The organism is Nostoc sp. (assembly GCF_036917195.1).
In the GTDB taxonomy this organism is placed as follows: Bacteria; Cyanobacteriota; Cyanobacteriia; order Cyanobacteriales; family Nostocaceae; genus Nostoc.
Map to the genome: position 1 here is coordinate 212,177 of NZ_JBALDG010000073.1, position 13,038 is coordinate 225,214.

Below are 13,038 nucleotides of genomic sequence, written 5' to 3' on the forward strand. Positions count from 1 at the left end.
ATAATCCATAATCTCTATGGAACCTCTGGCTCAGATACAGTTGAATATTAAATTTGTTTTTGAAATGTAGACACTGTTAACTTGTGCAAAAAACTGGAGTGCCTTTGTGATTCAATGGAAACCCAACCATACAGGCTTTACAGAACAAATTGTTAGTGGATCAAACCCCGTTAGCAGAGTGAAGAGTATCGGTTCAAATCATGCCGTAGAATCGCCAAATAATGTGGAGGCTTATTATTTAGGCTTATCTAAAAAAGACCTTATGTTTGAAGATAGCGAAGCGGTGTATTCTTGGATAAAAGGTGATGTTAATTGTGGTGATGATTCATTGGTCTCTAGAACCCTACAAGCCAAAGGTTCTAAAGTGAATGGGTTTGATTTAGATCCGCCGAAGGTTTTAGTCGTTGATGATCATGCCGCCAGTCGGATGACTGCTGTTGCCCTTTTGGGGATGGAAGGATACGAAGTAATTGAGGCAGACAGTGGTTACATTGTTGTAGGATTGGTAACTCAAAAACAACCAGATTTGATTTTGCTGGATGTGATGATGCCAGGAATGGATGGATTTGAAGTGTGCCAATTGCTCAAACAGGATGAGCAGACCAGGCTAATTCCAGTGATTTTTATTACAGCGTTAAATGACAGGCGATCGCGCATTCGGGGAATTGAAGTTGGGGCAGATGATTTTCTCACCAAACCCTTTGATCGTGTGGAACTAGCGGCGCGTGTAAAGTCTTTGGTGCGGCAGAAGCGTCTGAACGAAGATTTAGACCATGCTGAACAAGTACTATTTTCCATTGCCATGTCGATTGAAAGTCGCGATCCTAATACGGGCGACCATTGTGAACGCTTGGTGAAATTGGGACAAGTTTTTGGTGAATACCTCAATCTCTCACGCTACCAAATTCGAGATTTGATGTGGGCTGGTTATCTCCACGATATCGGCAAGGTGGGTATTCCCGATGCAGTTCTGCTGAAAAAAGGCAAACTCACCCCCGAAGATTGGCAGATCATGCAGCAGCACGTTTTGATTGGGGAAAAAATCTGCCAGCCACTACGCAGTATGCGGGGTGTAATTCCGATTATTCGTCATCACCATGAACGCTGGGATGGCTCAGGCTACTCTGATGGACTCAAGGGGGATGATATTCCCTACCTGGCGCAAGTATTTCAGTTAATTGATATTTATGATGCTTTGACCAGCGAACGACCTTACAAAAGAGCTTTTACTTCAGCAGAAGCACTTTTAGTGATGCAAGAAGAAGCTGATTCCGGTTGGCGTAATCCCAAACTAATGCAGCAGTTTGCCGAGTTTATTAGCTCTCGTCATGAAAAAGAGTAGGGAGTAGGGAGTAAGGGATAATGATTTGTAGCTGCTGTAATGAGCGCGAATTGGTATTATAATCTCCGCCTTTTACAAAAGTAGTTCTCCTGACTCCTTTCATATTTCACTCTTCTATGATTTGCTGGTATGATTTGAGGCTAAATCTTAAAGTACCAACAGGATTAATCATAATTTCACTGATAGCTGATAGCTAATTATGGTAGTTGTAGCAATTCTAGCGGCGGGACGCGGCACACGGATGAAATCACGCTTACCCAAGGTTTTACATTCTTTGGGTGGGCGATCGCTAGTTGAGAGAGTTCTCGAAAGTGTAGAACCACTTTCGCCCTCACGGCGAATCGTGATTGTGGGGTATCAGTCCGAGGAAGTGCAAGCCGCCATGCATTCAATTAAGAGCTTGGAGTTTGTCGAACAGACTGTGCAACTGGGAACAGGTCATGCCATCCAGCAATTACTTCCTCACTTAAAAGACTACACTGGGGATTTGCTCATACTTAACGGCGATTTACCGTTGATACGCAGCGAAACCCTCAAGCAGATGTTACAAACTCACACCCGAAATCAAAACGCCGCCACTATTCTCACCTCGTACCTACCCGACCCCACGGGCTACGGGCGAGTTTTTTGTAACGATGAAAATATTGTGCAGCAAATGGTCGAACACAAGGATTGTACTGCTGCTCAAAGACAAAATCAGCGGATTAACGCTGGAGTTTACTGCTTCGGCTGGCAAGATTTGGCAAAGGTGCTGCCCCATCTACAGACAAACAATGCCCAAAAAGAATACTATCTCACTGATGCTGTGACTCAGGTCGGACAAGTGATGGCAGTGGATGCGGAAGATTACCAAGAAATTCTTGGCATTAATGATCGCCTGCAACTGGCAATAGCATCTGAAATTTTGCAAAAACGAGTCAAGGAAAAATGGATGCTGGCTGGTGTCACCCTCATCGACCCCACAAGCATCACCATTGATGAAACAGTAGAATTACAGGCAGATGTAATTATTGAACCCCAAACTCACCTGCGGGGAAATACGGTGATTCAAACAGGAAGTCACATTGGACCGGGAAGTTTAATTGAAAATAGTCACTTGGCTGAAAATGTCACGGTGCAGTATTCAGTAGTAACAGATAGCACTGTGCAGGCAGGAAGCCGAATTGGTCCCTATGCCCATTTGCGTAGTCAGGTACAAGTGGGTGCTGGTTGCCGAGTGGGGAATTTTGTGGAATTGAAAAATACGCAATTAGGCGATCGCACGAATGCAGCACATTTGTCGTATATAGGTGATAGCGTTGTCGGCAATCAGGTGAATATTGGTGCTGGTACAATTACTGCCAATTATGATGGCGTAAAGAAACACCGTACCAAAATAGGCGATCGCACAAAAACTGGTGCTAATAGCGTTTTAGTGGCTCCACTCACCTTGGGAGATGATGTCTATGTCGCAGCTGGTTCTACAGTCACAGAAGATGTGCCTGATGATTCTCTGGTGATTGCCCGTAGTCGTCAGGTGGTAAAACCAGCTTGGCGCAAGAAAAGCCAATAAAGCGATAATTAAATCATCAGATTAGCTGATTCAACTAAAGGTAAAATATGAGGAAAGCAAAATAATTTACGGCGATTATTGAGTGTGAGAAAAACGGCTATGTATCGCTTTGTCCAGAATTAGATATTGCTAGCCAAGGTGACACTATCGAAGAAGCACGCAATAATTTGGTTGAGGCATTGGAATTATTTTTTGAGACAGTTGACCCCTCTGAAGTCCAAGATCGGCTAATTACAGAAGTCTTTATTACGCGCTTAGAGGTAAGTGTTGGGTAAGCTGCGCGTTCTTTCGGGTGGGGAAGTGTGTCAAATTTTAGAGATGCATGGCTTTGTGCAAGTACGCCAGCGCGGTAGCCATATTATCATGCAGCAGCGGACAGAAGGTTGAATTGAAAAGATAGGAATAGTTTCCACCAAAGAAACCGTATACGCGTACTTACTACTATAGGACTCATATTTGATTTTTGAAAAGATACGTAGGGGAGCCAGTCGTGTGGGCGGGTTTCCCGACTTGAGCGTTAGCGACGCGTAAAGCGACGCAGGAGCGTCACTGGCGTTGTGTTAGCGACAGCGTAACGCACCAAATCCTTATGAATGGTGCGTTACGGAAGCCGTAACACACCCTACATATACTTATATTTTTTCACGCAATCAAATCGGATTGCTATATATGGCAAATTTTCATCCAATCACTATCGTTCAAAAAATCTATCTTACAGATTTTGCGTTATTATCTCAACATCCTAAAATCCAATATTTATTAGAAGCTCCTTATGATTATGTGTTGTATGAGTTTTATGACCCAATTTATGAGATTATTTTTCATCCTGACCCAGAAATTAGATATCAACAACATAGATATAGAAATCCTGAAATACATGAAAAAGTTCGCCAGGTAGTGAATGAAGAAAAAAGCTTGTTACAACCGCTTCACGATCAATCTAAGCGCGACCGTTACGGGTATCTTATTGGTGGTAGTCATATAATTTGGTATCGAGTGGAAAGAAATCACGAATTAAAGCATTACGATCTTAGAAAACCAGCAGCATTATGCCATAGGCTTATAAATTTTTCTTGTGATAATAAATCTCATCAAATTATATTAACAACTCAACTAAGAAAAACAACTCTAAAGACTAAGGATAAATATGAAAATATTATAACAGATTGGTTGAACTGGGTTAAACCTTTCGATATAATTGATTACATTGGAGAAATAAACTATCAAGATAATAATGCTAATTTAAATATTACCTTTAAAAATAACTTTGATAATTTTTTAGTAATACTAACTATCATGTTAAATGCAAAATTTAGTACTAGTATTATTAAAAAAGTTTTAATTTATTAAATTATATTAAAACTATAAATATCAATAGAAAATACAGTGCGTGAAATCAACAAAATAAACAAGCGCCGCAAATCTGGTGGCTTTTACTTGAATCAGACAGAATTAATCGATATTCTGGAACAAGGATATCAAGTAGGCACTGAAAAGAGCGGCGCTAGAAGCTTTGGAAGAGCGCAGCGTTCCGCAGGAAAGGACGTTATGAAGCCCAAGAATTGACCGCAATGGTTGACTAGCAAGAAACTTTAGCCGAAGCGCTAGAACTGATTCAGCAATAGCCGATCAGTTCGTCGCCAGTCCATTCCAAAGTGTCACCAATTTTTTCGCCGTCGTGGTAGGCGGCGAGTAAGATTTCGCAGGTTTTCCCCCAAGCGATCGCTCCACTGACATCTAAAGCGATCGCTCCCAAATCCCGCTTGTTCTGGTGGGCTTCCCCAAAGGATCGCTGCATGGCCTCCTTCAGGGACATACCATCAGTGACACGCACTACAATCCGTGGGGCTAAACACTCATCAATGATATCTTCGCCAATCCCAGTACAGCTAACACCAGCATTATTAGTAGCATAATTTCCTGCTGGCATCGCAGAATCACTTACCCTTCCAATCCGCTCAAAGCCTTTACCACCTGTAGAAGTGCCAGCAGCTAGTCTACCATAAGCATCTAAAGCTACCACGCCAATGGTACCGCGTCCAGCATTGCTGGTTTGTAAGATTTCCGGTTCTGCTACCACGTTAGCCATTGTGCTTTTAAAATTATCCTGGCGCTCTTGTATCCACTCTTGTAACCGCAAATCAGTTAAAGCGTTATAGCTGGGAAGTTGCATTTCCCGCGCTAACTCAGCCGAGCCGAAATCTGATAGCACTCGGTCTGGGGAGTTTTGTAAAAATTGTGCCAACTCAATCGGATTTTTCACCCGCGAGATATTAATCACACCACTAAATCGCCCTGATGCCCCATCCATCAGCGAAGCACTCATGCGGATTTGCCCATCAGATTGCAGAACTGAACCAGTACCAGCATTAAAGCGGGGGTTGTCTTCGAGCATTTGGCAACCCTGCACTACCGCCTCAGAGGCAGTTGCTCCGCATAATAGCAGAGAATAGACTTCTTCTATTACTGTATGGAGCGATCGGCGCACCGCCTCCAATCCTTCTTTACCGTGGAGAGAACTACCAGCCCCGCCATGAATAATTAATTTAGGTTGCACCTGTAACTCCATTAATCCCTTGCGCTATTTGCGTCTGTGTTGCGGTTAGTTTCATTTTGAGCTTGAGAACGGCGACGACGACAACGTTCTGAGCAGTATTTCACATCGTCCCAGCAATCTTGCCACTTTTTACGCCATGTGAAAGGACGTTGACATACCGGACAGATTTTTGTCGGTAGGTCAGATTTAGAACGAACACGTCCCATATAAATACTGTGTAGATGAGAATTTAATTTCTGAGTGAGATGGAAAATAATTATAACCAGTTTGCTAAGAAGGGAGGATACTTTCGGCGAACAAATGTGTTGTCAATCTATCTTTAGAGTTATTTTTTAGCTACTTGTCTGGCAATAGAAAACTATGGGCAGTTTTCCAGAGAGAGTTTTCGTAGCATTGTCAAAGAAAAAGAGAAACACTGAAGCGCTCTGTCAATGGCTCCTGCCTCCTGCCTGCTTCAATACATATAAGAAAACATTAAGAAGTGAGATTGTAGCGCTCTTCCATCACTCTGGTTAAAGAAAAACTAAGCTCACTGCTTGGGATATTTTTTAACGAACCGCCTTTCCAACTCTTGGAGACGCTGCGCGTTCGCGTAGCGTTCCGTTGGCGCAGCCTCTCCAAGAGTTGGACGCATACTCCTACAAAGAAGCAAGCTACGCGTAGCGTCTCCAAGAGTTGGACGCAAAGAGAAAGAATAAATGTTTAACTGAACTGTATTGAGTTATACGAATATATTCACATCTATTGCCCTAAAACGGCAAAACCATACGTGCGGACAATGCCTAATTCAGAGGGTTATACTCTGAGAGTAGATGATCTAAAAGCTTACCTTCGTAATGATTTAAATATAAAGCTGATGTTCCTAATTCCTGTAATTTATGGTAAATAAAATCACGTTCAAATGTTTCGATACGTTCTTCTAAGTCTCCATAAAGTTCCTGAAAGGTGAACTCAGTTGCAAAAGCTAAGGCAATTTGTTCTCGGTCTTTACCAAGTGACCGACCGTTGAATTGATAATCACTTTGAGAATGCTGGGATAGTAGCCCAAGAGCGATCGCCATAAAGCGAATTTGTCGAGCTTGTTCGATTTCTGCATTTAACGCTTGGCGATACTCAGCGATTGCCGTTTCTAACTGTTTCTGAGTTGTTTGTAGCTCTTGCAGTTGTTCTTCAGACTTTCTTTCAGCTAAAGCATCTTGTAATTGTTGCTGCCGCAATTTTAAGGACACAATTTGGTTGAGTAGCTTTTGAGTAGCTTCTTTATCAATTGTTACCTGCAATCTTGAGTCGAGAAATGCTTCAGCCGCACGCAGTTCTGTAACCAGATTCTGGGATTGATCGCCAATAGCATCCGTTTGCAGTTCCAAATACAAAAAGGTCAATATGTTTAATAGCCTAGCTGCTTCATGCAAGCCTCTAGGTGTAGCATCAGCATAGCGATTAATGGTGCGGTCTAAGAAGGCGGTTAGTGTTGCCTGTAATTGTTTGCAACAATTTTCCAGCGTGCGCTTATAGGAAAGTAGCTCTTTATTTTCAAATTGCCGATAAGCACGCTGCAATTCCATCCCATATTCCTTCGCCTGGCCAGCATGCATCTCAAGGCGCGGATTAAAATCTTGCCAAACCGGTTTACCGTTGTCTCGTTCTAATCCGAGAAAAGCATTACTGAAATCTTCGCTGAGTATAAATCCTTTGGCATCTAACAGGCATTTGCGAATTGCCTCTGGAGTAAATTCTGCCTTCGGTAAAAACTGCTCCATGATAATATCGGCAGCTAAGGCAGCACTCAAACGATTAATAGTTGTTTCTCCAGCAAAAAACAATTCTCCATAACCAAATGAACTATAAGCGGGTATTTTCCCTCGTACTTTTTGTACGCCAATCAATAAGCCATTGGTTTCCGGTTCCACGGTGAGAAAACCTGCCAAAGCATCAGCATAACTAGGTAAATTATCCCTCAGTCCGCCAATTCGCCCGTCCATCAGCCAGCAGTTATCAAAAGGAGGTACTTTTTGAGCAGCTTTAATCACAACTCCACTGGTCATTTTGTGATCTAACTCTTTCAGGAAGGCGTAAGCAGCACCGTAATCAGCAGTTTTGGCTTGGGAAAATAACCCTGGCAGTAACAACAAAGCTTCTAAGCTGTAAGGAATATCGACAAAGTAGTTAGAAAATAACCAACGAATCAAGCGTACTATGTCAAAAACTACTCCCTTAGCAAATTGATTGCTGACTGACAGCATGAGATATACTTGATGGCTGCTGCTAATTTCTACTCCTTGGCGTTTCGCTGCGATCGCTTCTTTTGATTGACTAGCCGTTTTCAATAATTCAATCAGTGCAGTTTGGATCTCACCAGTCGCTTCGCTCAACTGGGTACGAATTTTGGAGACATAAGCTTGTTTACTATGAGTTTGAGCGAGATCAAAACTTGTGTCAGCAAACCGATCTAACTCGCCACTAAACCCAAAAGCTTGACCATCCCAAGTTAAGGTATAAGTTTGAATTAAACAGCTTTCGGCGACGGGAAATTCTTGCAGTTGCCGTTTAATGGCTGCACAAAAGGCGGCACTGTGAGGATCGAGTGCAAGTAAAATAGTTGGTTTTGGCATGGGAACACTCTCAGAGTGCAAACTATGGGGCTAAATAATCACCTCTAAATCTTCCAGGTAAGCTTCAATTTCCTGGATTTCCATTTCTACCTGTTCTTGAATCTGGGGATCAACCTTGCCTCCCTTTAAAACCTGATTGAGATGATTGATGTAGTTTTGCAAAGTAAATTTGGCTTTGTCTTGGTCTTCGTGGGTAATACGCTCAACTTTGTCAGCAATTTCCTTGACTAGAGGCAAGTTACTTTTGAAAGTTTTAAATGCTGACTTGCGATCGCTTCCCAAAGGCAAAACCCCGCCCTCTAATTTTTTCGCTTGTTGTGTAGAAACGAAATATTTCCTACCCTCATTGACAACCAATTTATATGGATCGGGTGCTAGGGCTAAAGCAAACCAACGCAACGCCCCACCGTCGTCTTCTGGAGGAATTAAATTAGCTAAGTTTGTCCAATTGCGATGCAGGTGCTTAAAGACTTTATTCGGATCTAGGTAAGCTGACTCCATATCCCTCATTCCGTTGAAGGCAAATAAGGGAACACCAATTTCGACTCGAAACAGCATCACCTTATGGGGTTCGCCTGTTGGTACGAAAGAAGGATTATTATTTCCTTTAGGCAAACGACTAGAAAGAGGCGGATCGCTAAAAATTGTGTTGTTGCTCTCTACTCCGTAGTAATAAAATTCTGTGATTACGTGCTGCTGTTGAACGGGAATTTCCGTTTCTTCATACTGCCAAAGAAAAACTGCAAGTTTGCCAAGTTGTTGCAAATCTTGCCCTGCATCTTCAGGATTACTATCTGCTAAAACCTGCTCAACAGTCATACTGGTGAGCGGATAGTAAGCTTCATCGACAAATTTCAGAATTTCGTTCTTGACATCTTCAGCTTTTTTCTCAGACCAATTCGTTAAAGTTTGAGACTGTTCTCGATACCAACGGATAAAATCTTCGCCAGTAACTTTGGGGCGTTTTGATTGCAGATTGATGCGCCCAATGGTATGAATAAAGGGATTATCGTTACTTCCTTGACGGTTAACCTCGTGATAACTCTGTTCTAAATCTCGAGAAACTTTATCTAAGTTGCTATGTAGACGCTGACACTTTTCTTGGATTTGCTCTATCTTAGCCCGTAGTACACCATAGAGTTCAGCCGCTTTATCACAACGTTTCCAATGTAAATAAGTCTTCCACTTTTGGTCAGCCCTTTCTTTGTATCTCTGGCAAGCTGCTTGAATATTGTTTTTATTTGAGAACCAAGCTTCTGCGGCTTCTTTAATTTTTTCTTCTTGTGGTTCTAATTTCAAAGCATTGAAACTGGATTGTGCCTCTTGTGATTTGCGCTGCACGCTTTGCTGTAATTCGTCTAATTTTTGGGAAAGGCTACTCAAAAATTCCAAAATATAAGCTAGTCCATTGGGACGATTCAGACTACGTTCCCAGAAAGTTGCGATCGCAGCAGTTGTAGTCTGTTGTAAGCGATGAAAATTCAATCCCAATTCTTGAGCCGTCCGTTGTTCAAATTGATCTAGCTGTCGTTTGTAGAGTTCTTTGATCGTCGGTAAAGCAGTGCGATCGTGACGGATTTCGCCAATTCTAAATTCGGGTTTCATTTGTCCGCCGCGATCGCTTTCAGTCAAGGCATTCAGGACAGTAGTTGCTTCTGCTAACTTGCAATCTTCTAAAAACCGGGCGATGTCGCTTTCTAAATCGATTGCTGAGGTAGATGCCATTAACTCATTCTTCAGCAAACTTTGAGCATCCTCTAATTTCATCCGCTCGTATTGCTGTACTGGCAGAGTCAAGGTGGCAAAGCCAAAACTACAGTAATTTATATTGCGCCCTCGAACTTTTTCACCATTTGCCAGATAAGCGCGAATGTTATCAGCAACGTTAGCGGCGTCTAGACCAATTTGAGAACCAATCTGGATGTACAAACCATCTGCAACTAAATTTTGCAAATCGTCTGGACGACCGACTACAGTTCCATTTTTGTTAACCCCGTCAATTAAAAATACAGCATCAAAGGGAGGGCGATCGGCTTTGATTTTTCTGATACCATAATCAATCTCAATGCTATTAGATGGTGACAATCCCCAGAAGTTTTCTATTTCCTTGAGAGCGCCATAAGCATTAGACTTCACCAAGTGAGTTTGGGGAATATTGGCAAACACTCTGGGTAAAACAAATACCCCAGTAATATTAGAAAAATTATTCAGATGTTGCCGTGTTAAAAAAGCCGTATCTAAGAATGTGCCACTACCGGTCCCACCTGCCAAACTGCCAACAATAAAAACTTCGACACCATCGCGACTGGAAACTTGAAAGTTATCTGTAAATGTTTGTTTACTAGTGCGAATTTCGCGTACAGCATTGATTGCTTGAGCAATTAAAGCGTCAATATCGCTTACTTTCGCAAATAAGGCCAGCCGTCCCCGGGCCCGAATCTGTCCTGCACCATTGATCAGGGCGTTTGCTGGAATGTCCCTAGGCCACCATTCCGCGATGTGGTCGTTACGTGTTAGCGGTAGTGGATTTGCGACAGAGATTGCATAAAGTTCATTAGGTTCTAAGAAAACCTTAGTGCCATCAGGTGATTTTTCTCGTTCTTGGATATTTTCGGTAGTATCAATAGAAATAAAACGAATAACTTCTGGTACTGAGCCGTAAACATCTATGAATCGCTTTTTAAGTTTAAGTACAACTTCATAACCCGTTCCTCCTAACCCGATAACAACGGTAGGACGAAATACAACCGTGGGACGCACAACCGTGGGACTTAACATTCACTTTCCTGTAATATTATTCAAAAGTTTGTCTGCCCACTGCTTGACTCAGAGGGCCTTTGGTGTTCAATCCAGTTAAATTGCAGCTTAACGTTGTCAATTTCGATAATGTCCTCGTCGTAGAGTTCATCTGTATTTATCTTTTTAGTATTGACAAAAATTACACCTTTCAAACATCGCAAATCTATATTTTTTTTGCCTGCCCGCCAAACTGTGACTAACTCGGCATCAGAATTTGTCGCAGCAATGGCTGGTATCAAATCACTCAGGCATACTCTCCCCTTCTGTAGGTGAGTGAGACTAATCTCTTCGTCTTGTGATGATTGTGGCAGTGGTTCTAGCACTACCAATGCTCCTTCTAAGCGGTTGCGGGTGCGGAAATCTTCGACTAATTCCAAGGGGGTTTTGCGTTGAATCAAACAAACTACTATCAGGGCAATTAATAACATCAGCAGCCCTAAGAGCAACCAAATGACTATTTTTCGTCCCAATGGCATCAAAATAAGCAGATGAGCTTCTGTAGCGACAGGACTAACAATTGAGTTATCTGGAGTCAGAACTAAGGTGAAGTTGCGATTGCCTGCAAAATTGCTATCAGTAACCTGCAATTGCACAGGAATTTTAGTTTCTCCTGGTTGGAAGGATATGGTTGCTGAAGGTTCTGCAATAGAAACGTCTTTGGAATTACCTTGTAGCTGTAAGCTGGCTGTTCCAGGTATATTGGTGCGAACTAGCAAAGTTCGGGTTTGAGTGATTTTGCCTACCTCTGTTGAGCCAAAATCTATCTTTGTAGGTTGTATTTCTAATTTCGATTTAATGATTAAAGGTAGGTCAATTGTAATCGGTGCGATCGCTTGATCTGCACTTATCAACACCAAGCGCAAGCTACTAGCGCCCCCCTTTGTTTCTGCTGGTATCTGTAAACGCACGGGAATAATAGTTGCTTGATTCGCAACTAAGTCGATGGTGCGATCGGGTGGAATTAAGCGAATACCACTTTGCTGAGGGTCTTCCAGTTGCAAACTTACCTTACCATTGACATTACTGATGCTATTAATATTGAGCGGTTCAGTAGTTGTTCCAGGTAATACTGGCTGCAAATTGGCCGTAGGTAAATTGACATCAAGCTTAGGTGTAATCAGCACTGGTCGGATATTTTGAGCCAGCTTGTTGAGTTGAACTCCTCCCGGATCTCGCAATACCTGTCCCTTCCCGCAAAGCGCTGGATTGCTAGCAAAGTCATTCAGCTGCTTTTCGTGTTCTTTCAATCCTAAAGATACAAAAAATATATAGGGTTTGCATTGTTGCTCACTCAAAAATTGGGTATTACTAGGAATAGAAATAGGATTAGGAATACCACGCACATCTTCTAATCCATCTGTCAAAAATACTATGCTGACAGTCCGACCAAGAGCATCAGCACGTTTGTTTAACAGAGCAGAATGTTCCAGCGCTTTTTGAACAGCCTTACCTGTATGAGTCCGTACACCCTCAGCCTGAAGTGAGCTAATTATTTGCTTGAGTTTACCTCTGTCTAGATTACTGCTAATCTTGATATCATCTGCATTTAAAGTTACATCTTTGTCAAAAGTATAGATAGTAACGCTATCACCTAAGCTGGCCGTATTAACAAATTCAGTAGTAGAATTCTTTACTGGTTCAAAAATATTTTTCGTTCCACCTACACCACGCATGGAAGCAGAAGTATCTACTACTAAAATCCAGTCAATTCCTCCTTTAGGAGTAGTCTGAACAGATGCACCACACAAGTTAGGAATTGATATTACAGCCAAAACAATAATGCTTCGGATTGAACTAAATCTCAACCAATGCTTGAAGTCTCTAAAACTCATTGATAGATTTCTCCAGGCAGGTAAATTTTATATTGGTCTTTCTCAAAGCAATAGATGAATGGTTTAAATTTAATTTTCTGCTTGCCAATATATTGTTGTACCATCCATCTAATTCTCTTTTTAGCAGACTTATAATTAACAAAACGACAGCTATGATTTGATGCACTGATTCCATCTTATTCTCTCAACATAAAGATTTAAGCTGCTATTAATCTCCCAAACTTAAATAAAGATTTAATTGAATAGGTAAAATTTTAAATCCAATATAAAATTTATTTTTTTTAATTAATCATCCTAAATTCGAAAGATTTTGGTGATATTTAACCAATATATTTTGACCTTTT

General features: G+C 41.7%; 10 protein-coding genes. 5 read left to right on the forward strand and 5 right to left on the reverse strand.

Annotated elements, in window-relative coordinates; genetic code table 11:
* The first annotated feature begins 106 nt into the window (after window positions 1-106).
* The 5 genes from V7K40_RS24940 to V7K40_RS24960 all read left to right on the forward strand — a co-directional run bounded on the left by V7K40_RS24940 (window position 107) and on the right by V7K40_RS24960 (window position 4,460).
* A complete protein-coding gene (locus V7K40_RS24940; RefSeq protein WP_334964483.1) occupies window positions 107-1,342 on the forward strand; it encodes a two-component system response regulator in 1,236 nt (411 codons plus the stop codon).
* A 199-nt stretch (window positions 1,343-1,541) separates the two neighbouring features.
* On the forward strand, window positions 1,542-2,894 hold the full coding sequence (glmU, locus tag V7K40_RS24945; RefSeq protein WP_334964485.1) for a bifunctional UDP-N-acetylglucosamine diphosphorylase/glucosamine-1-phosphate N-acetyltransferase GlmU: 1,353 nt from the start codon (window positions 1,542-1,544) through the stop codon (window positions 2,892-2,894).
* Window positions 2,895-3,161: 267 nt separating this feature from the next.
* Window positions 3,162-3,281, forward strand: a complete 120-nt coding sequence (locus tag V7K40_RS24950; RefSeq protein ID WP_334964487.1) for a type II toxin-antitoxin system HicA family toxin — start codon at window positions 3,162-3,164, stop codon at window positions 3,279-3,281.
* A gap of 282 nt (window positions 3,282-3,563) precedes the next feature.
* The gene (locus tag V7K40_RS24955; RefSeq protein WP_334964489.1) at window positions 3,564-4,244 is read left to right on the forward strand and encodes a hypothetical protein; all 681 of its coding nucleotides are present in this window, start codon (window positions 3,564-3,566) and stop codon (window positions 4,242-4,244) included.
* Window positions 4,245-4,280: 36 nt separating this feature from the next.
* Window positions 4,281-4,460, forward strand: a complete 180-nt coding sequence (locus V7K40_RS24960) for a hypothetical protein (RefSeq protein WP_334964491.1) — start codon at window positions 4,281-4,283, stop codon at window positions 4,458-4,460.
* 49 nt (window positions 4,461-4,509) lie between these two features.
* On the opposite strand, the gene V7K40_RS24965 is transcribed toward V7K40_RS24960, so the two are convergent.
* From V7K40_RS24965 to V7K40_RS24985, 5 genes are all read right to left on the reverse strand, one after another.
* Window positions 4,510-5,463 carry an isoaspartyl peptidase/L-asparaginase gene (locus V7K40_RS24965; protein WP_334964493.1) on the reverse strand — a complete coding sequence of 318 codons (954 nt, stop codon included), beginning with the start codon at window positions 5,461-5,463 and terminating at the stop codon, window positions 4,510-4,512.
* Entirely contained in the window at window positions 5,463-5,657 is a 195-nt protein-coding gene (locus V7K40_RS24970; RefSeq protein ID WP_273766071.1) for a DUF2256 domain-containing protein, read from the reverse strand. The genes V7K40_RS24965 and V7K40_RS24970 overlap by 1 nt, the downstream gene beginning before the upstream one ends.
* Before the next feature lie 576 nt (window positions 5,658-6,233).
* Window positions 6,234-8,063: a hypothetical protein gene (locus tag V7K40_RS24975; protein ID WP_334964495.1), complete on the reverse strand. Its 1,830-nt coding sequence runs from the start codon at window positions 8,061-8,063 to the stop codon at window positions 6,234-6,236.
* Window positions 8,064-8,093: 30 nt separating this feature from the next.
* Window positions 8,094-10,841 carry a tubulin-like doman-containing protein gene (locus V7K40_RS24980; protein ID WP_334964497.1) on the reverse strand — a complete coding sequence of 916 codons (2,748 nt, stop codon included), beginning with the start codon at window positions 10,839-10,841 and terminating at the stop codon, window positions 8,094-8,096.
* A gap of 20 nt (window positions 10,842-10,861) precedes the next feature.
* The gene (locus tag V7K40_RS24985; protein ID WP_334964499.1) at window positions 10,862-12,634 is read right to left on the reverse strand and encodes a vWA domain-containing protein; all 1,773 of its coding nucleotides are present in this window, start codon (window positions 12,632-12,634) and stop codon (window positions 10,862-10,864) included.
* Window positions 12,635-13,038 lie beyond the last annotated feature (404 nt).